The 22,456-nt window shown below is 72.6% G+C and carries 22 protein-coding genes; 4 read left to right on the top strand and 18 right to left on the bottom strand.

Going from position 1 to position 22,456, the window contains the following annotated elements; translation table 11 throughout:
- Positions 1 to 115 precede the first annotated feature (115 nt).
- Positions 116 to 523 (top strand): hypothetical protein, encoded by a 408-nt coding sequence (locus OHB56_RS22700; protein ID WP_406355318.1) that lies wholly within the window; start codon positions 116 to 118, stop codon positions 521 to 523.
- 10 nt (positions 524 to 533) lie between these two features.
- Here OHB56_RS22700 and OHB56_RS22695 read toward each other — a convergent pair whose 3' ends face one another.
- Positions 534 to 722 carry a DUF397 domain-containing protein gene (locus OHB56_RS22695; RefSeq protein WP_406355316.1) on the bottom strand — a complete coding sequence of 63 codons (189 nt, stop codon included), beginning with the start codon at positions 720 to 722 and terminating at the stop codon, positions 534 to 536.
- Positions 722 to 1,573 (bottom strand): helix-turn-helix transcriptional regulator, encoded by an 852-nt coding sequence (locus tag OHB56_RS22690; RefSeq protein WP_326753883.1) that lies wholly within the window; start codon positions 1,571 to 1,573, stop codon positions 722 to 724. The genes OHB56_RS22695 and OHB56_RS22690 overlap by 1 nt, the downstream gene beginning before the upstream one ends.
- Positions 1,574 to 1,799: 226 nt before the next feature.
- Between OHB56_RS22690 and OHB56_RS22685 the strand changes: the two genes are divergently transcribed.
- The gene (locus OHB56_RS22685) at positions 1,800 to 2,267 is read left to right on the top strand and encodes an ATP-binding protein (RefSeq protein ID WP_406355314.1); all 468 of its coding nucleotides are present in this window, start codon (positions 1,800 to 1,802) and stop codon (positions 2,265 to 2,267) included.
- Here OHB56_RS22685 and OHB56_RS22680 read toward each other — a convergent pair.
- The 9 genes from OHB56_RS22680 to OHB56_RS22640 form a co-directional block, all read right to left on the bottom strand.
- Positions 2,237 to 2,917, bottom strand: a complete 681-nt coding sequence (locus OHB56_RS22680) for a response regulator transcription factor (protein WP_326753881.1) — start codon at positions 2,915 to 2,917, stop codon at positions 2,237 to 2,239. The two genes, OHB56_RS22685 and OHB56_RS22680, sit on opposite strands and share 31 nt — an antisense overlap.
- Positions 2,914 to 4,290: a sensor histidine kinase gene (locus OHB56_RS22675; RefSeq protein WP_406359196.1), complete on the bottom strand. Its 1,377-nt coding sequence runs from the start codon at positions 4,288 to 4,290 to the stop codon at positions 2,914 to 2,916. Before OHB56_RS22675 ends, OHB56_RS22680 begins: the two co-directional genes overlap by 4 nt.
- 169 nt (positions 4,291 to 4,459) lie before the next feature.
- Positions 4,460 to 5,122 (bottom strand): response regulator, encoded by a 663-nt coding sequence (locus OHB56_RS22670; RefSeq protein ID WP_406355312.1) that lies wholly within the window; start codon positions 5,120 to 5,122, stop codon positions 4,460 to 4,462.
- The gene (locus OHB56_RS22665) at positions 5,119 to 6,465 is read right to left on the bottom strand and encodes a sensor histidine kinase (RefSeq protein WP_406355311.1); all 1,347 of its coding nucleotides are present in this window, start codon (positions 6,463 to 6,465) and stop codon (positions 5,119 to 5,121) included. The genes OHB56_RS22670 and OHB56_RS22665 overlap by 4 nt, the downstream gene beginning before the upstream one ends.
- 22 nt (positions 6,466 to 6,487) lie before the next feature.
- Positions 6,488 to 7,699 carry an acyltransferase gene (locus tag OHB56_RS22660; RefSeq protein WP_406359195.1) on the bottom strand — a complete coding sequence of 404 codons (1,212 nt, stop codon included), beginning with the start codon at positions 7,697 to 7,699 and terminating at the stop codon, positions 6,488 to 6,490.
- A 28-nt stretch (positions 7,700 to 7,727) separates the two neighbouring features.
- Positions 7,728 to 8,693, bottom strand: coding sequence for an alpha/beta hydrolase (locus OHB56_RS22655; protein WP_406355309.1), 966 nt, complete (start codon positions 8,691 to 8,693; stop codon positions 7,728 to 7,730).
- Between the two features lie 181 nt (positions 8,694 to 8,874).
- Positions 8,875 to 9,753 carry an alpha/beta hydrolase gene (locus OHB56_RS22650; RefSeq protein WP_406355307.1) on the bottom strand — a complete coding sequence of 293 codons (879 nt, stop codon included), beginning with the start codon at positions 9,751 to 9,753 and terminating at the stop codon, positions 8,875 to 8,877.
- A gap of 181 nt (positions 9,754 to 9,934) precedes the next feature.
- Complete coding sequence (gene kynU, locus OHB56_RS22645; protein ID WP_406355305.1) at positions 9,935 to 11,176, bottom strand: kynureninase; 1,242 nt, start codon at positions 11,174 to 11,176, stop codon at positions 9,935 to 9,937.
- Positions 11,169 to 11,999: a tryptophan 2,3-dioxygenase family protein gene (locus tag OHB56_RS22640; RefSeq protein WP_055594671.1), complete on the bottom strand. Its 831-nt coding sequence runs from the start codon at positions 11,997 to 11,999 to the stop codon at positions 11,169 to 11,171. The genes kynU and OHB56_RS22640 overlap by 8 nt, the downstream gene beginning before the upstream one ends.
- A gap of 346 nt (positions 12,000 to 12,345) precedes the next feature.
- Between OHB56_RS22640 and OHB56_RS22635 the strand changes: the two genes are divergently transcribed.
- Both OHB56_RS22635 and OHB56_RS22630 read left to right on the top strand, forming a co-directional pair.
- Complete coding sequence (locus OHB56_RS22635) at positions 12,346 to 13,506, top strand: PP2C family protein-serine/threonine phosphatase (RefSeq protein WP_406355303.1); 1,161 nt, start codon at positions 12,346 to 12,348, stop codon at positions 13,504 to 13,506.
- Between the two features lie 72 nt (positions 13,507 to 13,578).
- Entirely contained in the window at positions 13,579 to 14,001 is a 423-nt protein-coding gene (locus OHB56_RS22630; protein WP_326753874.1) for a DUF3151 domain-containing protein, read from the top strand.
- 29 nt (positions 14,002 to 14,030) lie between these two features.
- On the opposite strand, the gene OHB56_RS22625 is transcribed toward OHB56_RS22630, so the two are convergent.
- The 7 genes from OHB56_RS22625 to OHB56_RS22595 all read right to left on the bottom strand — a co-directional run bounded on the left by OHB56_RS22625 (position 14,031) and on the right by OHB56_RS22595 (position 21,904).
- On the bottom strand, positions 14,031 to 15,551 hold the full coding sequence (locus OHB56_RS22625; RefSeq protein WP_406355302.1) for an MFS transporter: 1,521 nt from the start codon (positions 15,549 to 15,551) through the stop codon (positions 14,031 to 14,033).
- Between the two features lie 164 nt (positions 15,552 to 15,715).
- The gene (gene fbaA / locus OHB56_RS22620) at positions 15,716 to 16,747 is read right to left on the bottom strand and encodes a class II fructose-bisphosphate aldolase (RefSeq protein ID WP_326753872.1); all 1,032 of its coding nucleotides are present in this window, start codon (positions 16,745 to 16,747) and stop codon (positions 15,716 to 15,718) included.
- Positions 16,748 to 17,025: 278 nt separating this feature from the next.
- Positions 17,026 to 17,574, bottom strand: a complete 549-nt coding sequence (pyrE, locus tag OHB56_RS22615; protein ID WP_326753871.1) for an orotate phosphoribosyltransferase — start codon at positions 17,572 to 17,574, stop codon at positions 17,026 to 17,028.
- An 81-nt stretch (positions 17,575 to 17,655) separates the two neighbouring features.
- Entirely contained in the window at positions 17,656 to 18,453 is a 798-nt protein-coding gene (locus OHB56_RS22610) for an aldose 1-epimerase (protein ID WP_406355300.1), read from the bottom strand.
- Positions 18,454 to 18,543: 90 nt separating this feature from the next.
- Positions 18,544 to 19,440, bottom strand: a complete 897-nt coding sequence (locus OHB56_RS22605) for an SRPBCC domain-containing protein (RefSeq protein WP_406355298.1) — start codon at positions 19,438 to 19,440, stop codon at positions 18,544 to 18,546.
- Between the two features lie 111 nt (positions 19,441 to 19,551).
- The gene (locus OHB56_RS22600) at positions 19,552 to 21,243 is read right to left on the bottom strand and encodes a polyamine aminopropyltransferase (RefSeq protein ID WP_406355296.1); all 1,692 of its coding nucleotides are present in this window, start codon (positions 21,241 to 21,243) and stop codon (positions 19,552 to 19,554) included.
- A 142-nt stretch (positions 21,244 to 21,385) separates the two neighbouring features.
- Positions 21,386 to 21,904 (bottom strand): DUF2617 family protein, encoded by a 519-nt coding sequence (locus OHB56_RS22595; protein WP_326753867.1) that lies wholly within the window; start codon positions 21,902 to 21,904, stop codon positions 21,386 to 21,388.
- Positions 21,905 to 22,456: the final 552 nt, after the last annotated feature.

Below are 22,456 nucleotides of genomic sequence, written 5' to 3'. Positions count from 1 at the left end.
CCAGCGGGGCGAGCAGGCGCGGTCGGCGAGTCCGCCACCTTCCCTCACGCCCTGGCCGACGTGCGCGGAGCCCGTCGAGGTGCCTTCGGATCTGCCGTCTCCTCCCGTTCCGAGCGTGACCGGCACACGCCAGAAGGGGAACGGGGAGAACGGGGACCAGGCTCCCCACTACGCCGAGAACCACGCCTACCGCATGCAGGCATCCATGACGGCGGACGAACACGCCCGGGGGCAGGCGTCGGCAAAGCTCATCCGCGAGGAGCTGGAGAAGGTCCGGCAGGAAGGCGGTCCCGGTGAGCACGGCGCCTTCGGCGAGGAACGGATCGCGGCGGCGCTGAGCCGTCTCGGCTGCGGTGAGGAGCACGGCGTGTATGTCGGGCCCGGGTTCTACAGCGTCCACACGGGAGCCGCGTGCGTGTCCGGTCGCGTGACGGAGGACGAGTTGACCAGCAAGGTGCACGGCGCCTACATCGAGCCCCAGCCGGGGACGGGCCCCTGTGTCAGGAACCAGGGAGGCCACTGAACGCCCGGAATCACGCCCCTGGTCGAGCGTTTCGCTTCACGTGCTCGACGAAGGCCGCGAAGGAGAGGGCGGGGACGGAGAGGACGGCGCGGGCGGGGACCTTGGAGTCGCGGATGGCTATGCGAGTGGAGAGGGCAGCGATCTCGACACAGGTGTTGCCTTCGCCGCCGCCGGAGTAGGTGGACTTCCGCCAGTTCATCAAAGCTCCTTCGTCAAGCGGTGAACGAAGTCCCGTGACTCCGAGGGGTTCAGCGACGACTTCTTCACCGTGCAGAAAAGCGTTCGGAGCCGATCCAAGTGGGCTGCCGCATCGATGAACAGGGTGCCCGTGGGTGAGTCGAGGAGCCCCGTGTCCAACTTAGGCACCGACCCACCCAGATACATCATCGATGCGTCAGCACCAGCGAAGCCGTCCCGGTCGACCGGGATGATCCGCACGGTGGCGTGACCCTCCTCGATCTCGTCCAGGATGAGCCGAAGCTGAGACACGGCCGTCCGGCGGTCGGCCACACGAATACGCAGGGCGAACTCGTGAATCATCGTCTCGTACGGGGTCGGCCTGTCACCCTCGATCGCCTTGCGCCGTCTCATCCTGTGCTCCACGCGCGGCGCCAGTTCACTCTCGGGCAGATCAGGACGCATGTACCTGAAGACCGCCCGAGCGTAGTCCGGGGTCTGGAGGAGCCCGGGAACGTGCGTGATCACGACCTCCCGCAGAAAGGTCGCGTGATGTTCCGCCTCGGCCACATCCATGTTCACCTGCGGCAGGACTCCCCGGTAGTCGTCCCACCAGCCGTGTGACCGCTCACTGGCCAAGGACGCCAGAGCGTCGATGAACTCCTCGTCCCCGCAGACGTAATGAGCTGCCAGCCGACGAACGCGCTCCGCGCTGACGCCTGAGATGCCCAACTCCACCTGACTCATCTGCGCGGAAGTCGAGTTCAGGAACGCCGCCACCTCGCGCGCCTTCATGCCCGTCGCCTCGCGCAGCTTGCGCAACTCAGTCCCCAGCCGCACCTGCCGAGCGGTGGGATTACTTCTCGGCGCCATACGTTCTCCCTCCCCAACGCTTCTGCGTACGTGCCACGTTCGAGTGCCAAATTATGGCAACAGCTTGCGAGAGGAGAAATTACTCCTCTACCGTCAGTGACGCGACGCACACGCTACGGAACATCGGGGTATCGGAAGTGCACCGCTTCGTCCTGTCATGACGGTTGCGGCAATGACACCGCCCGGCGGCTGCGACGCCCCTCACCTCACCGAACGGAGTTGCCGCATGTCCGAAAACGAGTCCTGGGAGTACTCCTTGTACATCCCGAACGATCCGCGCGCCGTGACCATCAGTCGTCGCACCCTCCGCCTGATCCTCACGATGCATGGCCTGATCCGCTTGGTCGACGTCGCCGAACTACTGGCGGCGGAGCTGATCACCAACGCCGTGACGCACACCAAGGGGCCCGCCGCGCTGCGGGTGCGCTGGTCGGCCGGCGTGCTGCGGATCGGCGCGTGGGACGCTAACCCCGAACCGCCCGACACTTCGGCGGAGTTGAACGGCAATGCCATCGATGAGGGCGGCCGGGGGCTTGCCCTGGTCAGGGCCTGCTCCGACCTGTGGGGCTGGCAGCCGCTCTCCAGGTTCGGCAACCGGGGCAAGTACGTGTGGTGCGAACTCGCCGGTCAGCCCGGCCAGCCCCGTCAGCCCCGTCAGCCCCGTCAGCCCGGTGTCACCAGCCGGGCCTCGTAGGCGAAGACGGCTGCCTGGGTGCGGTCGCGGAGGCCCAGTTTCACCAGGATGCGGCTCACATGCGTCTTGATCGTCGACTCGGCGACCACCAGGCGTCCGGCGATCTCCGCGTTCGACAGGCCCTGCGCGATGAGCACCAGGACCTCCGTCTCGCGCTCGGTCAGGTCGCCGTAGGCCGCGTGCGCGGACGGCATCAGGCGCGGGGCCTCGGACAGTTTGGAGAACTCGGTGATCAGGCGCTTGGTCACCGTGGGGGCGAGCAGCGCCTCGCCGGACGCGACGATCCGTACCCCGTCGGCGAGTTGGCGGGCGGAGGCGTCCTTGAGGAGGAAACCGGAGGCGCCCGCGCGCAGCGCCTGGTAGACGTACTCGTCGAGGTCGAAGGTGGTCAGCACCAGCACCTTCGCGGCGCCGTCGGCGGCGACGATCTCGCGGGTCGCCTCGATGCCGTTCAGCTCGGGCATGCGGATGTCCATCAGGACGATGTCGGGGGCGAGTTCGCGGACCCGGTCCACCGCCTCCCGACCGTTGACGGCCTCGCCGACGACCTCGATGCCCGGCATCGCGTTCAGCAGAACCGAGAAACCCTCGCGCACCATCATCTGGTCGTCCGCGATCAGGACGCGGATGGTGCGGTCGTCGTCGCTCATGCGTCACCTTCGTTCACCGAGGCGACCGGCAGGAACACCGCGACCTCGTAGCCGCCGTCGTCGGCCGGGCCGGCCGTCATCTCGCCGTTCAGCATGGTGACCCGCTCGCGCATGCCGGTGACGCCGTGCCCGGCGCCGGGCGAGGGCTTCACCAGGTTCGGTGCGGGGACCGGGCCGTTGACTATGCGCAGGCCGAGGCCACCGAGGACGTACCCGATCTCGACCCGGGCGCTCGCGCCCGGCGCGTGCCGCAGGCTGTTGCTCAGCGCCTCCTGCACGATCCGGTACGCCGACAGCTCTACGCCCTGGGGCAGCTCGCGCACCGCCCCGGTCACCACTTTCTCCACGTCCAGACCGGTGTCCCGCACGTTGGCGAGCAGGGCGTCCAGGTCGGCGAGGGTGGGCTGCGGGGCGTCGGGGGCCTCGTAGTCCTCGGCGCGGACCACGCCGAGGACCCGGCGCAGCTCGGTGAGGGCGGCCACCGCGTTCTCGCGGATGGTGGCGAAGGCGCGCTCCAGCTCGGGCGGCGGGTTCTCCACCCGGTAGGGCGCGGCCTCGGCCTGGATGGCGACGACCGACATGTGGTGGGCGACCACGTCGTGCAGCTCGCGGGCGATGGTGGTGCGCTCCTCGAGGAGCGTGCGCCGGGAGCGTTCGTGCGCGGTGACCGTCTGCTGGGCGGTCACCTCCTCCTCGGCCGAACGCCGGATGTGCCACACGGCCACGCACAGCAGGATCAGCGCCGAGAGGACCAGCATGGGGCCGGTGTTGATGCCGTGGTAATACGGATCGACAGGGCCGATCAGGATTTTGGCCGACATGCCGTACAGCGCCGTGAACACCCACATCCAGGCGGCCGTACGGGGCCCGGTCCGCAGCGCGACGACGGTCAGCACCGCGAGGTGGCAGACGAAGGAGCCGGCCGGCCACGGCCAGTAGTCCCCGATGTCGCCGAACAGGGTGGAGACGACGGTCGCCCCCATGGACATCCAGAACGCGCCGACCGGCCGGACGAGGGTCATCAGGACCGGGATCACGGCGAGCAGATCGAGGATCACATCGAAGGAGCTGTCGGAGACTCCGAACGCCAGGTCGGAGACTCCGAACGCCAGCAAGGAGATCGCGACGATCAGGGCGTGCGGTGCCCAGCCCGCGTACTCCCGCAGGCGGCCGGGCAGCAGCCGCACCAGGCGGCCGTTCGTCTCGCGGCGCGGGAGCGGCCGATAGTCGAACGCGTTGTGGATCAGGTCGTGGCGCAGCCCGCGCAGGGCATTCCGGGCCAGCCGGTAGGCCAGCCGGTACTCCGGGCTGCGGGTCTTGGTCCCGTCCCCGGGCGGCGGGGCCGCGGGGTGGGCGTGGGTCGTCTCGGTCACGGTCACGGTCACACGTTAGGCCGGTCGGGTGACCGGGGGCGTCCCCGCCGAGAGGGGTTCCCGGGCCTCCGTCTCAGGTACTACAAGGGGGCGAAAAGTCGTACGGGGAGAGGGCCGGCGGCCCCCGGCGCCCCGGCTCACACGGCACCCGGGCGGGCCGCCCCTCGCGTCAGTACCCCGTCGGCCGGACCAGCCCCGACTCGTACGCGAAGACCGCCGCCTGGGTGCGGTCCCGCAGGCCCAGTTTCACCAGGATGCGGCCCACATGGGTCTTCACGGTCTGTTCGGCGACCACCAGCCGCACCGCGATCTCCGCGTTGGACAGGCCCTGCGCGATCAGCCCGAGCACCTCCGTCTCCCGCTCGGTGAGAGCGCCGACGCGCTCCCTGAGCGGGGGGCGGGGCCTGTCCTCCAGGCGGGCGAACTCGGCGATCAGCCGCCGGGTGATGCCGGGCGCGAGCAGCGCCTCGCCGGCCGCCACCACCCGTACGGCCTCGGCGAGCTGGTCGCTGGAGGCGTCCTTCAGCAGGAAGCCGGAGGCACCGGCCCGCAGCGCCTCGTACACGTACTCGTCGAGGTCGAAGGTGGTCAGCACCAGTACCCGGATGTGCGGGGTGGCGGCGGTGATGCGGCGGGTGGCCTCGATGCCGCCGAGTTCGGGCATGCGGATGTCCATCAGCACGACGTCCGGGGCGAGGTCGGCGACCTGCGCGACCGCGTCCAGCCCGTCGACCGCCTGGCCGACCACCTCGATGTCGGGGTAGGTGTTCAGCAGCACGGTGAAGCCCTGCCGAATCATCTGCTGGTCGTCGGCGACGAGTACGCGGATCATGGGGTGTCGTCCTTGCGCTGAGGGGGCGGGGCGGCGGTCCCGGTACGGGAGTCGGCGGGAAGGCGGGCGGTGACCCGGTAGCCGCCGTCGGACCGGGGGCGGGCGGTGAGGCTGCCGCCGAGCATCGCGGCCCTCTCCCGCATGCCGAGCAGCCCGTGCCCGGCACCGGCCGACGGGGACGCCTCGCCCGTGGGCCGGGTGTTGGTCACCTCCACCCCCAGCCCGTGCGGCTCGTGGGTGAGGACGACATGGGCGGTGGCGCCGGGAGCGTGGCGCAGCACGTTGCTCAGCGCCTCCTGCACGATCCGGTACGCCGACAGCTCGACGCCGGGCGGCAACGGCCGCCGCTCACCGGTGACTTCGGTGGTCACGGTGAGTCCGGCGGCCCTGGTGTTCTCCACCAGCGCCTCGAGCCGGTCCAGGGTGGGCTGCGGGGCGTGCGGGGCGGTGCCGGAACCGTCCTCGTGCACGGGGGAGTCGGGGTGCTCGGAGCGCAGTACGCCCAGGACACGGCGTAGTTCGGTGAGCGCGTCGAGGGCGTTCTGCCGGATGCCGGCCAGGTTCTCCCTGAGTTCGTCGGACGGGTTCTCGACGAGGTGCGGGGCGACCTGGGCCTGGATGGAGATGACCGACATGTGGTGGGCCACCACGTCGTGCAACTCGCGTGCGATGCGGCTGCGTTCCTCCAACAGGGTGCGCCGGGCCCGCTCCTCGGCGGTGAGCGTGGTCTGCTGCCGCAGTTCCATGCGGGCCTCGCGGCGGTCGCGCAGGGCGATGCCGAGGAGGACTGCGGTGGCGAACAGGACGACGGCGACCATGCCGGTGGAATCGTAGTCCGGCCCTCCCCACACGCCCTGGAGAAGGTAGGTGACCAGCGCGGTCAGGGCCAACGTCTCGACCGCGACCCGGGTGGGCACGCGCAGCGCGACCAGCAGCAGGACGAGCAGGTGGGAGATGATGCCGGAGACGGTCCAGGGCCATTGGAACCCGGCCGCCGGACCGTACAACATGGGGTGGACCACGACCGCGCCCAGCACCGTGGCCGCCAGTGAGATCCACCAGGCGGCGAGCGGCCGGCGCATCGCGACGAGCACGGCGCCGCTCTGCCCGAGCGCGATCGGGACGCCGTATCCGGCCACTACGGAGGCGTGATCGTGGAGCTGGGTCATGCCTCCGAAGAACGTCCCGAACGCGGCCAGGCACAGCATTCCGTGCGGTAGCCAGCGCAGCTGGACGGACGGGGGCAGCGGGTCGGCGCGGACGGTGCCGAGGTCCTCCCGCAGCACGCCCCAGATGCGCCGCAGCCGGCTGATCACCACCCGAACGACCCCCGATTCCACCATCCGCACCAGCCTAGATTCTGTTCTATACATGTCGTACTCCCTGACGGGTGTCCTGGTCCGCCGTCGGCCGGTGGGCGCGCACCACCCGGGTCCGCCCGCTCCGCCCGTCGCCCCGCTCCCAGAACCGGAACGCCGCCCAGCAGACCGCGAGGGCGGCGGCGAACACCGGCAGCCAGGCCAGCCGGGCGGCGACCCAGCCGAGGCCGTTGGGGACGGTGTGCAGTCCGGGGAGACGGCCCAGGAGGAGCGCGGTGGCGGTGGTCGCCATGAGGGCCGTCTGGTGCCAGAGGAAGACCGTCATCGCGGAGAGGTTGACCAGCGCCACCGCCGCCCACGCGACCGGCCGGCGCATCGCGCCCCGCAGCCGTTCGCGCAGCAGCAGCGCCAGCCCGCACTGGGCCAGGCCGAAGGTGACGGCGGCCAGCGTCGGCGGGTTGAGGTTGGAGACGGCGGCGCCCGGCACGCCGACCATGGAGGCCGGGTAGCCGGCCCAGGCGACGAGCGCGGCCGTGGCCGCCGTACCGGAGACAAGGAGGAACCGGCCCGCACGGCGGTGCTCCAGCTCTCCCCGGGTCCAGGCCGCGCCCAGGGTGTAGGGGACCAGCCAGCCTGCCGCGAGGTTGATCCAGCCGAGCCAGGCGGGGCCGCCGAAGCCGAAACGCAGCAGGTCCACGTGCAGGACCACGGCGAGCGGCCACAGCGGGTGGAGCCGGGCCAGCAGCGGGGTCGCGGCGGTGAGGGCGGCGAAGACCAGCAGGAACCAGAGCGGGGACAGGGCGAGTTTCACCAGCGTGCGGACGGTCGCGTACTCGGTTCCGGAGAGCAGGAGCGCGACCGCGACGACCGTCCACAGGCTGAGGACGGCGGCGACCGGCTTGAACAGCCGGGCGAGACGGCCGCGCAGCCAGCGGTGGTACGGGATGCCGCGGGCGCGAGCCGAAGCATGGCTCCGGGTCGCCACGTGGCCGCCGACCAGGAAGAACACGGCGAGGGTCTGGAACAGCCAGGAGACGGGGGTCAGCCAGGGCAGGTGCTGCAGCGGACTGGCCGTGCGCAGGGTGCGGCCGTCCGCGACCAGCGCGGTGACCAGCCAGTGGCCGAGGACGACCCCGAGGACGGCGAGGGCGCGCAGGGCGTCCACGGCACGGTCGCGGTGGGCGGGGGTGGCCGCGTCGATGCGCTCGGCACCGCGCCGTACGCCGTGCCGTACGCCGTGCCGTATGCCGCGCCGTATGCCGCGCCGGCGGCTCCGGAGGGTCGGGTCAGTCACGGGTCACCGCCTCGGTCTCGCCCAGGACGATCCGGGTCAGGTTGGTCAGGGAGGGGGAGCCGGGTGCGAAGTAGTCGCTGTGGCCGCCGTCGCCGGCCGTGAAGACCCGGGCGCCGAACGCCGGGGAGACGGGGTCGGTGCCGAAGCCGACGCGGGTGCCGAACAGGTCGACGGCGAGGTGCGGGACGTTCTCCACCCAGTCGCCGGCTCCCCGGGCCGCCCAGATCCGGGCACGGGTGCGCAGGGCGGCGGCGGTGTCGGCGCCGGTGCCCGGACTGCCGAGAACGGCGATGTCGTCGACGTCGGCGGCGTCCAGACCGGGGGCGGCGCGGGCGCAGACGACCGAGCCGTAGGAGTGGCAGAGCAGGGAGATGCGCGGGCTCGGACCGATGATCGCCCGCAAGTCCGCTATGAAGGAGCGCAGTTCGGGCGCGGCCCGGTCCGCGCGGTCGGTGGTGGCGACGGCGAGGCCGATCGTCGGGGGCGTCTCGTAGCCGAGCCAGGCGACGACCGCCGTGCGGGTGCCCGCCGGGGCCACCCTGGTGAGCCGGGCGTGCAGGGCCCGGGCGGCGGCGCGGAACCGGCCGTAGGTGTCGATACCGGTGTCGGAGCCGGGTACCAGGACGGCGACCCGGTCGGCGTGCGCGAGGTCGCCCAGGACCTCGGTCACCAGCCCGGAACCGCGGCCGTCGAAGGAGAGCAACTGCCGGGCGGGGTCGGCCAGGGCGTGGTCGGCCGCCGCGCGCCGTCGGTCGCCGTGGTCCGCGGCCATCCGGGCCGCCTTCCCGGCATTGGCCCGGTGGGCGGCGTAGGTGGCGTCGAGGGTGGCCGCGGTCGGCGGGGTGAGCGCGACCGGTGGCGGGGCGGGGACCCGGGGCCGGGCCGCCCCGACCACGGGCAGCGTCACCGCCGATGCGACCAGCACGGCGAGTGCGGCGCGGCGCCACCGGTGCCCCATGGTCGGTCCCCCCTGTCCGTCCGCCCGCTCATCGGGCCGTTCAGGGAAGGAAGTTACGGATCGGTGCAGGTGGTCCGCGTCCCACCGGGGAGCTCACCTCCGGGGTGGCTCTCAGGTATGACGGGTATGACCTGCGGCACCGGGGAGAGGGGCCCGCCGGGCACATCCCGACGGGCAGGGTTCACCAGGCGAGTTGGGCGATCTCCTCCGCCACCACCGCGCAGGCGTCCGCCGCCGGGTCGATCAGCGGGAAGTGACCGACGTCCTCCAGCAACGTCAGCCCCACCACCTCACCGGCCTTGGCCGCCGCTTCCGCGTACGACTCGGCGACCGCCTGCGGGACATCGGCGTCGGTACGGCCCTGGACGACGGTGGTGGCGATGCCGGTGGGCAGCAGCAGCGCGGGGTCGGCATACGGCTGCCGCTCGACGAAACCCTCGTCTCCGCCCAGGAGTTGGCGTACCGCGCCGCCGCAGACGTCCAGCTTGTCGGCGACCGCGAAGTCGGCGATCGGGGCGAGGGCGACCACGCCCCGCAGGGGCGCGGGACGGTCGGTGCGCCAGGGTGCGTCGGCGGGGAGGAGGTGGCGGGCGGCGGCCCACAGCGCCAGGTGGCCGCCGGCGGAGTGGCCGGTGGCCACCATGCGGCGCGGGTCGGCGCCGGGCAGGTGCCGGCGGGCCAGCTCGGGCAGTGCGTCGAGCGCGGCGGCGACGTCGTCGAAGGTCTCCGGCCAGCGTCCCGCGACCGGGGCCCCACCGCCCGCCCCGCCCGCCCCGCGCCGGTACTCGACACTGGCCACGGCGAAGCCCCGGCGGGCCAGGAAGCCGGCGAACGGGCTGATGTGCCGCCGGTCGTAGGGCGCCCGCCAGGCACCGCCGTGCAGGACGACGACCACGGGCGCGGGGCCGCCGGGGCCGCCCGTGGCCCGCGGGACGTAGAAGTCGATCAGCTGGTCCGGGTCGTCGCCGTAGGCCGCGGTCGCGTCGGGGTCGACCGGCGGATGGGAGAAGACCGACTCCTCCTCGGCGGCGGCCCGGGCGGCTGCGACGTCGTCCGTCATGCTCCAACCTCTCAGCGATGAAACGTATTTGGCGGACCGGAGAAGTGTTCGGCCATTGGCCGGGACGGTATCAGGACGATCATGTGCGGGGACATGGGGATATCACACTCGGTGAACCCCTAGGGAGGCGGCCGGCGGATCCCGCCCTTTTCACGGGCCCGCCGACCGCCGCCGTGGCGCCCTACACCCCGGTCTCCGCCAGCACCTCCGCCAGCACCCGTGCCGCACGCTCCGTATCCGCGAAGCCGACGTACAGCGGGGTGAAGCCGAAGCGGAGCACGTCCGGGTGGCGGAAGTCCCCGACCACCCCGCGTTCGATCAGCCGCTTCATGACGTCACCCGCATCCGGACAGCGCAGGGCGATCTGGCTGCCCCGTTCCCCGTGCGGCCTCGGGGTCAGACACGCGACCCGGCCCTCGGGGACGTACGCCTCGACGCACTCCAGGAAGAAGTCCGTCAGTGCGAGGGACTTGGCCCGCACCGCCTCGACCGTGACGCCGTCCCAGACGTCCAGCGCCGCCTCCAGGGCGAGCATGGACAGGATGTCCGGGGTGCCGACCCGCCCGCGCAGCGCACCCGGCGCCGGTGCGTACTCCGGGCGCATACCGAAGGGCTCCGCGTGGGAGTTCCAGCCGGGCAGCGGGGAGTCGAAGCGGTCCTGCAGCTCCGCGCGCACGTAGAGGTACGCCGGTGCACCGGGACCGCCGTTCAGGTACTTGTAGGTGCAGCCGACCGCCAGGTCCACGCCGTGCTCGTCCAGCCCGACCGGCAGCGCGCCCGCGCTGTGGCACAGGTCCCAGACGATGTACGCCCCCGCCGCGTGCACGGCGGCCGTGAGCGCGGGCAGGTCGTGCAGCCGGCCGGTGCGGTAGTCGACGTGGTTGAGCAGCACGGCGGCCGTACGGTCCCCGAGCGCGTCCGGGATCTCGGACGGCGGCACCGGACGCAGGGTGCAGCCGGTCATCCGGGCCGCCGACTCGGCGATGTAGCCGTCCGTGGGGAACGTGGTCGCGTCGACCACGATCTCGTCACGGGCCGGTCCGGCGGCGCCGTCCGCCGACCGGGCCAGGCGCACCGCGCCCACCACCGCCTTGAAGACGTTGACACTGGTGGAGTCGCCGACGACGATCTGCCCGGCCGCCGCGCCCACCAGCGGGGCGATCCGGTCGCCGATCCGCTCGGGCGCCGTCCACCAGCCCTCCTCCGTCCAGGACCGGATGCGCAGTTCGCCCCACTGCCTGCGGACCACGTCCTCGACCCGGCCGGGGACGGCGACGGGCAGCGCGCCCAGCGAGTTGCCGTCGAGGTAGACCGCCTCGCCGCCGCTCCCGCCGTCACCCTCGTCCAGCACGAACTCGGCCCGCTGGGCGGCCAGCCCGTCGGCCGCGTCCAGTTCCTTCGCCCTGAGCTTCGGTTCAGACATAGGACCGCGCCGTCCACAGCTCGGGGAACACGTTGTTCCGTGCCCGCTTCTCCAGCCAGGCCACCCCGGCGGAACCGCCCGTACCGGCCTTGGCGCCCATCGCGCGGCGGGTGGCGACCAGGTGGTCGTTGCGCCAGCGCCACACCAGCTCGGCGACATCGGTGAGCGCCTCGCCCAGCCGGGCGACCTCGTCCCGCTCGTCACCCGCGTAGACGGCCGTCCAGACCTCCTCCACCCGCGGCGACGGCTCGTACCGCCGGGACACGTCGCGGCGCAGCACCTCGTCGGGGACGGCGTGCCCGCGGCGCGCGAGGAGGCGCAGCACCTCGTCGTACAGGCTCGGCTCGTGCAGCGCCTTCTCCAGCTCGGCGTGCACCCGCGGCGCGCCCCGGTGCGGGACGAGCATGGACGCGGACTTGTCGCCCAGCAGGAACTCCATGCGCCGGTACATCGCCGACTGGAAGCCGGAGCCTTCGCCGAGCGCGCCGCGGTAGGCGTTGAACTGCGCCGGGGTGAGCTGCCCGAGCGGCTTCCAGGAGGCGTTCAGCGCCTCCAGTTCCCGCACGGACCGCTTCAGCGCGTCGATCGCGGTGGGGATGTCGTCGCCCCGCAGCGCGTTCGCCGCCGTCTCCCACTCGTGCACGATCACGGTGAACCACAGCTCCATCACCTGGGTGGTGACCAGGAAGACCATCTCTCCGGGATCGTCGGAGAGGGTGTGCTGGAGGTGGGTGAGGACGTCGGCCCTGACGTAGTCCTCGTAGGGGGTCGTGCCCTCGAAGTCGAGATGCGGGGTCTCCGGCTCAAAAGCCTCGTGGGACATCGCTGTCTCCTGTTTTTGTGCTCCGGGTAGCGGTCCGCCCCTGCCGTTACCGGCACGGGGGCCCCGGTCCCCGCACTGCATCCTCCGTAATGATCCCCCGGCCCCGCAAGGCCCGCCCGATCACGGACGGGCCACGGGGCGAGCCGTGGGGATGCACACGTGGGGAAGCGCACCCGGGGAGGCACAGGGGGAGGCGCCCCGGGTCACGCCACGGGGACACCCCGGCCGCCGGGTCCGGTCCGCGGCCGCGCAGATCTTCCGGTCGCCGCCGCCGGGGGCGTGTCGGAGACTGGATCACAGCCGCACCGGAACCGACGGGACGACCATTTCAGGAACGCGGAATCGCATGCGAAACGGGCGCAGGGAAGTGGGGGAGCGCGAGCGGCGGCTCCGGTGGCTGCCCGCCGCGCTGCTCGCGAGCGCCTTCGTCCTCGACCTGGCCCTCCTGAACAACGTCAGCACGTTCCCCCTGCTCGCGTCGGCCCCCGTCCTGGCCGCGCCGATCCTCTCCCTGCGCGGGACGATCGCCACCGGCGTGGCGGCGAACGTCATCGGGCTCCTCCTGGTGGAACTGGAAAGAGAGCCGACCCGCACCGACATCACCGCGTTCACCAGCCTGGTCGTGCTCACCCTCATCGCGGCGGGCCTCAATGTGCTGCTGACACGCGACCGGCAGCAGCTGAGGACGAGCCGCGAGGTGGCGGCGGCGGTGCAACGCGCGGTCCTGCCGGACCCGCCGCACCGGGTGGGACGGCTGACCGTGGCCTCCCGGTACGAGGTCGCCCACGCGGAGGCCGCCATCGGCGGTGACCTCTTCTCGATCCACGAGACACCGCACGGCATCCGCATGATCATCGCCGATGTGCGCGGCAAGGGGCTCGAGGCGGTCCGCACGGTCAACGCCCTGGTCGGATCGTTCCGTGAGGCCTGCCTCCACCAGCCGGATCTGAAGGACGTGGTCCGACAACTGGAGGACCGGATGCAGGCGAGCACCGAGGGGACGAGCGGTGCGGAGGCCGAGTCGTTCGCCACGGCCGTCGTCGCGGAACTCGCCCCCGACTACTCCGAACTCCGTATCGCCGTCCGAGGACACGCGGCACCCCTGCTGGTGCGCGACGGCACGGCGCTCCCGCTGCAACCGGCCGTACCCTCGCTGCCCCTGGGCCTGGGCGCTCTCGGCGACGGCCCCGGCGGCGCTCCCGACGGCGACGAGGTCCCGGTCGACCGGTTCGAGCTGCCGGCCGGGGCCACCCTGGTGCTCTACACCGACGGCATCAACGAGGCCCGCGACGCCGACGGCGCCTTCTTCGACCTCGTCCCGACGCTGTCCCGGCCCTTTCCGCCGGACCCGGACGCGGTGCTCGACACCGTGCTCGACGCCGTCCTCCGGCACACCGGGGGAACACTGCAGGACGACGCGGCGCTCTTCGCCGTCACCCTGGACGCGGACACCGCCGTGCCGGCTCCGGACGCCGCCCCGGGCCCCCGGCACGGGCACGACGCATAGCCCACGGTGCGGCACCACGGTGCGGGAGGACGGCCCGGCGGCGCGGCCCCCGACAGATGGCAGACTGACGTCATGACCACTCAGAAGAACCTGCTCGGCGGCCCGGACCCGACACATCTGCCGGCGAACGAGGAGGCGTATCGCCTGCTCGGCGAGGAATCCCTGTCACCCGCCGAGGTGGTGGCGAAGTTCCCGACGTTCTCGCTGGCCTGGGCCATGCTCGCCGACGACGCCTTCGAGGCGGGGCGAGTGGTCGAGTCGTACGCGTACGCCCGGACGGGCTACCACCGAGGGCTCGACTCGCTGCGCCGGTCCGGCTGGAAGGGCCACGGCCCGATCCCGTGGAGCCACCGCGCCAACCGCGGCTTCCTCCGCTGCCTCGCCGCCCTCGCCCGCGCCGCCGAGGCGATCGACGAGAAGGACGAGGCGGAGCGCTGCAAGCAGTTCCTCCAGGAGAGCAGCGCCGAGGCGTACGAGGAGCTGAAGCGGGCCTAGGGCCTGTACCGGGACCTGCCCTCAAGGGCTCAGGTTCCGGGTCGCCGGGGCTCGGACGGTCGTGTTTCACGTGAAACACCGCCGTCCGGCCCCCCTACGGTCTCGGGTTCCAGCGGGGGCACGGCCACACTGCCGTGCGTATGGCATTCGGGGCGACGACAGCCCGGTGCGGGACGCCGTACGGTCGCGAAGGCGATGACCGAGCCGACCACCAGGACGATGGCGCACAGCACCATCGCCCGACCGAACGCCGCGTCGAAGGCGTCCGGCTCCCGGTACGCCTCCGGCCCCATCCCGACGAGCAGAGGCAACGCGGCCACCGCCACCAGGCCGGCCGCGCGGGCCGCCGCGTTGTTGACACCACTGGCCAGGCCCGCCCGCGCGGTCTCCACGGCCGCCAGGACGGTCGCGGTCAGCGGCGCCACCAGGGTGACCATGCCGAGGCCCAGCACCAGCAGCGCGGGCAGCACATCGGTGAGGTACGAGGCGCCCGGCCCCACCCGCGTCATCAGCAGCATCCCGGCCGCACACAGCAGCGGTCCGACGGTGAGCGGGATGCGCGGCCCGATCCGGGCAGCGAGCTCGCCGGAGCGGGCGGAGAGCAGCAGCATCAGCACGGTCGTGGGCAGCAGCGCCGTACCGGCGGCGAGCGCGGACCAGCCGACGGCGACCTGGAGCTGGAGCGCGGCGAGGAAGAAGAAGCCGCCGAACGCCGCGTACACGCACAGGGTGACCACGTTGATCACCGTGAACTGGCGGGACGCGAAGATGTCCAGCGGCATCATCGGGTGCGACCGGTGCTTCTCGACGAGCACGAAGGCGACGGCGGCCACCAGTCCGGCGACCCCGGTGATCGCGATCACGAGGGACCCCTCACCGGCGGCCTCGATCAGCGCGTACGTCACCAGGGCGAGGGCGAGCGCGCCGAGCACCGCGCCGAGCACGTCGAAGTGGCCGGGGGCCCGCTCCCCGCTGTCCGACTCCGGTACGTGACGGACGGCGATCGGGGCGCACAGCACGGCCAGCGGCACGTTGATCAGGAACACCCAGCGCCAGCCCGGCCCGTCCACCAGCCAGCCGCCCAGGAACGGGCCGACCGCCGCGCCGATCCCGCCGAAGCCGGACCACAGGCCCACCGCCCGGCCCCGGTCGTCGGGGTGGAAGGAAGCCTGGATCAGGGCGAGGGAGCCGGGCGTGAGCAGCGCGCCGCCGATCCCCTGCAGCGCACGAGCGGCGATCAGCACACCGGCGTTCGGCGCGATACCGCACAGCAGGGAGGCCGTGGCGAACCACAGGACCCCGACCACGAACACCTTCCGGCGCCCGAACCGGTCGCCCAGCGCCCCGCCCAGCAGGATCAGTCCGGCCAGCGTGACCATGTACGCGTTGACCGTCCACTGGAGGTCGGCGAGGTCCGCGTCGAGGTCGCGGCCGATGCGCGGCAGGGCGACGTTGACGACGGTGGAGTCCAGCATGGCCATGCTGGAACCGAGCACCGTGGTGAGCAGGATCCACTTGCCCTGGGGTGAGGCCAGCCGGACATCGGGCATGCTCGGAGCATACGGAAGCGGGCCGAGCCCGGCACTCCCCCGCGCACGCGCCGCACCGGGTGCGGACGGACGTGACGGGCGGGGTGCCGGGCTCGGCTACGCGCTACTGACTACTGCCGACGCCTACCGACGTCTGCCGATGTCTGCCGACGTACCTGCGGGGATTACTTGATCCTCGTGCCCGTGGAACGCAGGTTCTGGCAGGCCTCCAGGACGCGGGCGGCCATCGACGCCTCGGCCAGCTTGCCCCAGGTGCGCGGGTCGTAGGTCTTCTTGGAGCCGACCTCGCCGTCGACCTTCAGAACACCGTCGTAGTTCTTGAACATGTGGTCGACGACCGGACGCGTGAAGGCGTACTGCGTGTCCGTGTCGATGTTCATCTTCACGACGCCGTTCTCCAGCGCGGTGAGGATCTCCTCCGGCGAGGAGCCCGAGCCGCCGTGGAAGACGAAGTCGAACGGCTGCGAGCCGGCCGGCTTGCCGTACTTGGCGGCGGTGCCCTCGTTCAGCTCCTTGAGCAGCTCCGGGCGCAGGACGACGTTGCCCGGCTTGTACACGCCGTGCACGTTGCCGAACGACGCGGCCAGCAGGTAGCGGCCCTTCTCGCCGAGGCCGAGCGCCTCCGCGGTGCGGATCGCGTCGTCGACCGTGGTGTAGAGGGAGTCGTTGATCTCGTGCGAGACACCGTCCTCCTCACCGCCGGTCGGGGTGATCTCGACCTCGAGGATGATCTTCGCGGCGCGGGCGCGCTCCAGAAGCTCCTGGGCGATGCTCAGGTTGTCGGCCAGGGTCTCCGCGGAGCCGTCCCACATGTGGGACTGGAACAGCGGGTTGCGACCGCCCTTGACGCGCTCCTCCGAGATCGCGAGCAGCGGACGGACGTAGCCGTCGAGCTTGTCCTTCGGGCAGTGGTCCGTGTGCAGGGCGATGTTGACGTCGTACTTCTCGGCGACGATGTGCGCGAACTCGGCCAGGGCGACCGAACCGGTCACCATCTCCTTCTGGTGCTGACCGCCCAGGAACTCGGCGCCGCCCGTGGAGATCTGCACGATGCCGTCGCTCTCCGCCTCGGCGAAGCCGCGCAGTGCCGCGTGCAGGGTCTGGGACGAGGTGACGTTGATGGCCGGGTAGGCGAACTTTCCTGCCTTCGCCCGGTCCAGCATCTCGTTGTAGACCTCGGGAGTTGCGATGGGCATCTGTCCGCTCCTTATGCAAGCGCGTGCGGGTTGGCGTACTGCGTACTGTCGGCCCTGACCTGGAACCTTGGATGCGACGTCGTTGTCGGTGCCATCCTCCCAGACTTGTCCCGCCCGTCGACGGCGCTGGTCGAGTCGTTATGCGGGGGAGGCCGAGGGGGCCGGAACACGGTGTCCCGGGGGCCGGGACACCGGCCGGTGGGAAGGGTGCCGGCCGGTCGGCTCGGTGGGGCCGGCCGACCGGTGCGGTGGGCCGGCCGGCGCGGTGGGCCGGCCGGTCAGTCCAGGCCGAGCTCGTCCTTGCCGAAGGCGAACAGGTACGGCACCCCGGCGCCCTCCTGGATCTTCTCGGCGGCGCCGGTCGCCCGGTCGACGATGGTCACGACGGCCACGACCTCGCCGCCGGCCTCGCGCACGGCCTCGACGGCGGTGAGCGGGGAGCTGCCGGTGGTGGAGGTGTCCTCGACGACCAGGACCCGGCGGCCTCTGATGTCCGGGCCCTCCACCTGCCGCTGCATGCCGTGTGCCTTGGCCGCCTTGCGGACCACGAACGCGTCCAGCCGCTGCCCGCGCGCCGCGGCGGCGTGCAGCATGGCGCCGGCCACCGGGTCCGCGCCCATGGTGAGGCCGCCGACCGCGTCGAAGTCCAGGTCGGCGGTGAGGTCCAGCAGCACCTGGCCGACCAGCGGGGCGGCCTCTCCGTCGAGGGTGACACGGCGCAGATCGACGTAGTAGTCGGCCTCGAGCCCCGAGGAGAGGGTCACCTTGCCGTGCACCACGGCCTTGTCCTTGATCTGCTGCAGCAGCGCTCCACGTACGTCACTCATGGCAGCCAGGGTAGACGGCGCCGAGGGATGCCCCGCAGGACATGCCCCGGGCCTGCCCGTCCGGAGGCGCCGCCGGGTCGTCTAGAGGCGCCGCCAGGTCCAGGTGGTCGTGGCCTCCAGCGGCTCCAGCGGGGTGACCAGACGCGGGTGGGTGTTCAGCCCGTTGGGCGGCCCGGTCTGCGGCTCCACGCAGACGGCCTCGGACTGCTCGTCGTAGACCACCACCCACTCCTCGCGGCTGGTCACCTTCAGCTCCAGCTGCCCCGGCCAGGTGAGGGTGACGTCGACCCCGTCGGGCATACCGAAGCAGTCGTCCCAGGGGCCGGGGCAGGGGTCGACCCGGCGGCCGGTGGGCAGGTGGTCGTCACCGCGCTCCTCCTGCCAGGCGGCGGTGAAGTCGAGGCGTACGTCCTGGGCGTCCGCGCCGCCGAGGCTGCGGTTGAACCAGGGATGCCAGCCGAGCTGCGCCGGGAAGGACGAATCGTACGTCTCCACGGCCATGGCCAGCGTCAGCGCGTCCTCGCCGAGCGTGAACTGCTGCGTCACCCGCCCCGGGTACGGCCACGGCTCCACGAGGTCGTACGTGAGCACGGCCTCGTCGGCGCTCTTGCGGGCGGTGCGCCAGGCGGCGTCACGGGCGGTGCCGTGGATGGCGTGGGGCGGGGCGTTCAACGGCAACTGGTGGACGGTCGTCCCGTTCCGGAACCGGCCGTCCCTGGTCCGCCCGCACCAGGGGACCATCGGGAAGCACCCGAAACGGTCGCCCTGCCGCAGCAGTTCCACTCCCCCGACCCGCAGTCCTGAGACCCGCCCGCCGTTGCCCGGCCGTACGGTCACCTCCGCGTCACCCGCGGTCAGCGTGATGTCTTCGTCACTCACGGGACGACCCTACTGTGGGGTGATCAAGGGTGCTCCCGCCGGTCGGGCCGGCCCCGCCGTCCGGACACGGCTCTTCAGCCGCGCCTGTCTTCAGCCGCGCCTGCGGAGGGCCCGCACCGCGACGATCGCCGAGGCCACCGCCAGGGCGGCCGCCGGGGCGGCCCAGCGCAGCGGGGTGGAGGCGGAGACGGTCTGGGGGGCGGGGACGGGCGCGTAGCGGCCCCGGGGCGGTGCGTGGTCCACCTCTTCGGCGCTGCGGCCGATCATGGTGCGGCGCGCGTGCGCGGCCTCGGCGACGGCGCCCTCGTCGCCGTCGTCCTCCCCGTCCTCCCCCTCCACCGGCCCGCGCCCGGTCTCGTCCACGTCGTCCGGAAGCCCGGATTCGAGGGACGGCAGAGGGATCTCCCCGTCGAGGGAGGAGGGAACCGAGGGGACCGAGGGCGGCTCCGGGGCGGAGGGCTCCTCCGAGGACGAGGCCCCGTCGTCGGGTGCCGCCTCGTCGGATGTCGCCCTCTCGGGCGTCTCCTCCCCGGAGTCCTCCCCCGCTGTTGTCCCCGCCGTGGTACCCGCGGTCGTCCCCAGGTTCGCCGCGAAGCGGTTCAGCAAGCGGGCCACCGCCGAGGCCACCGCGTCCGGCGGCAGCTCCGTCACCCGGCCGTCGGCCGTCGCCGTGCCGTCGACGGCGAGCGTGGCACCGCCCTCCGCGGCCCGCGGGCTCAGCCGCAGCGCCAGTTTCACGGCGCCGGTGCCGCGGGCCTCGACGGCGTCGCCCTCGACGGCGTAGGAACCGTCGTCCCGCCGGGTCACCCGGACGGCGCCCCGGTAGGTGATGGAGTGGCTGCCGATGCGGACCTTCAGCCGGCCGGCGACCGGATCGGCTCCGGCGTCGTGCTGGAGCCCCGGCACCGCGCGGGCGACCCGTGCGGGATCGTCCAGCGCCTCCCTGAGCCGCTCCACCGGAACCGGAACGAACACCTCGTGCTCCATGACTGCGGAGCCTACCCACGGGAACGCCGGACTGTATCCCCGTCGGCACGAAAGGCGCAGCGGGCACAGCTCGGACACGCGTCCGTGTGGACGCGGGTCAGCGGTCGTGGCTCACCGCGCGTACCGGGGGTGGATCAGCGTCGACGGCGGGAGGCCGGGGACGCGGGTGCGCTCGGCGGCCCGCGCGCCGACGGCGAGGGAGCTGTCGGTGAGGGTGCGCGGGCGGGGACCGGACGGGTCCAGGCGCAGCTCGGGGGCCGTGCGGGCGGCGAGGACGAAGCCCCGGTCGCGCAGGGCACGGGTGGTGTCCGCCGGAGTGCGGGCGGGCCCGGTGACGAGACCGGCCGGCCGGCCGCCCGTGCCGTACGGGGCCGTGCGGAAGCCGGCCGAGCGGAGCGTCGACTCCACCGTCCAGTACGCCTCGGGCCGGGACGTCACCGGCCCCGCGTGCACCGCGAGCCGCCCGCCGGGGGCGAGCACGCGTCGGGCCAGACCGTAGAACTCCTGCGAGTACAGCTTGGTGCTCGCGGTGATCTCCGGGTGCGGCAGGTCGGACACCACCACGTCGTACGCGGCCGGGGGCGCCCCGCGCAGCCAGTCGAAGGCGTCCTCGGTGGTGACGCGTACGCGCGGGTCGTCGAGGGCGTGGCCGTTCAACGCGGACAGGGCGGGGTCGTGGCGGGCCAGCCGCACCACGTCCGCGTCGAGTTCGACGACGTCGACCCGCCGCACCCCGGTGTGGCGCAGCACTTCGCGGACGGTCAGCCCGTCGCCGCCGCCGAGGACGAGCACACGCTCGTGCGGGCCGGTCATGGCGGGATGCACCAGGGCCTCGTGGTACCGGAGTTCGTCGCGGCTGCTGACCCGGAGCCGGCCGTCGAGGAACAGGCCGAGGGACCGGCCGTCCCGGTCGCCGGTGAGCACCACCTCCTGGACGTCGGTCCGCAGGGCCACCCGGACGTCCGAGCCGTACATGGCGTGGCGGGCGGCCCGCTCGAAGTCGTCGACGAGGACGGTGGCCGAGGCGAGGAGGGTCAGCACGCAGAGGTTGGCCACGATCAGCAGCCGACGGGCGCGGCGGGTGAGGTCCTCCCGGAACAGGCCGAGCACCAGTGCCCCGCCGACCACCGTGTTGACCGCCCCGGTGATCAGCGTGCCCGTCAGCTGGCCGAGGAACGGCAGGAGGAGGAACGGGAAGGCGAGCCCGCCGACGAGAGCGCCGACGTAGTCCGCGGCGAACAGGTCGGCCACCGCGCCGCCCGCGTCCTGGCGGCGGATCCGCTGGATCAGCTCCATCAGGAGCGGCACCTCGGCCCCGATCAGCAGACCGACGGCGAGCGAGAAGAAGACCAGCAGGACGGGCGGCCCGTGCGCCCACGGGCCGCCCCAGTCCCCGGTCCAGGCGAAGACGGCGTACAGGGCCATCGCGCTGCACCCGCCGACGAGGGCGAGGGCGGCCTCGACGGCGCCGAAACCGGCCGCCGCGTGCCGCCGCAACCGCTTGGCGGCCAGCGAGCCGATCCCCATGGCGAAGACCATGACGGACAGCACGACCGACGCCTGGGTGACCGAGTCGCCCATCAAGTACGCCGCGAGCGCCACGAGTTCGAGTTCGTACACCAGTCCGCAGGCCGCACACACGAACACACCAGCGAGCACCAGGAACCGCCCGGTGCCCTGCCGCACGGGCAGCCGCAGCGAACTGCACGAGCCGTCCCCTCCACCGCCACCGCTGCCGCTGCCGCGCAGCCTGTCACGGGGCTGCGCGGAGCGGGGCGGAGCGGGGGCCTGCGGTTCGATCACCCTGCGACGTTACGTTACTGCTCCACTGCGGATCGTCACCCACACGTGTGATGTTTGTTTACCGTTGACCGGTGTTGGTACAACCGGGGACCCTCGCGCGGGTCTCCGACGGGACACCACTCGCACGGCGCTCACCCGGCGCTCACGCGGCCGCCTTCACCCGTACGCCCACCCGTGTCCGGGTCGCCACCACCTGGCCGTCCTGCGGATAGGCGTGCCAGGTCCGCCAGTGGACCCGGCCCCCCTGGCGTTGGGCGAGCATCGCGGTGAACGCGTGCGGGCTCCCGGGGAACACGCCGACGAGACCGTGCGGATGGTCGGAGACCAGGGCGAGCAGTTCCTGGGCGCGGCCCGCGAAGGAGCCCGGGGAGAGCATCTCCACCCGGGCGGCGAACTCGTACTCCCAGTCGCCCACCCGGGTGGCGACACCCAGCGGGAGGGGCGTTCTGGAGCCCCGGATGCACGCCACGGTCTCCGAACAGACGCCCTGTTCCTCCTCCAGCAGCACCTGGTGGGACGCGCCGAGGAGCCTCAACTGGACTTTGGCCCCCGTCAGCTCGAGGTCGAGCGTGGCCAGCGCGGGCAACGGCTCGCACCCCAGGGCCCAGGCGAGGTCGGCCGCACGCGTGTCGGTGTAGGAGGTGGTCAGGGTCGTGAGCATGGAACGGCTCCGCAAGCGCGCATGGAGAAGGGTCGGGGAGGAGGGGTGCGGGCGGCCCGTTACGCCCCGGTCGTACCGGAGGTTCGGCCCGCCGGCCCGGTCGGCCGGTCGGATGAGGTCCGCGGTAGGTCCGAGGGCTGTGCTGGTGATTGAGAGGGAACCATGAACTATGGCTCCGCAACAGCGTTTTTACCCAACTTCGTGCGGTTTCCATCCCCTCGGGGGCCCCTCAGATCACCTGTTCAAGGGGGCGAACCCGGCGCTCACCTGGCGCGCACCTGGCGCGCACCCGGAGCACATGCGGCGCTCGTCCGGCGCCCGTCCGGCACTCGTCCGGCACCCGCACGGCACTCGCACGGCACTCATCCGGCGGGAAACGCGGCAGGGAGCCCGCCAGGCGCGGGCCCCCTGCCTCCCGGGGCGGATGCCCCCGACTGCTCCCGGCCGCCCCCCGTCAGCCGCCTCCCCCACCGCATCCGCCGCCGCCTCCGCAGGACGACCCGCCCCCGCAGGACGATCCGCCGGAGCTTCCCCCGCCCCCGTCACCGTGCG

Origin of the sequence: Streptomyces sp. NBC_01635 (assembly GCF_045209715.1) — a bacterium.
Lineage (GTDB): Bacteria > Actinomycetota > Actinomycetes > Streptomycetales > Streptomycetaceae > Streptomyces > Streptomyces hirsutus.
This window is presented reverse-complemented; position numbering and strand designations above follow the sequence as displayed.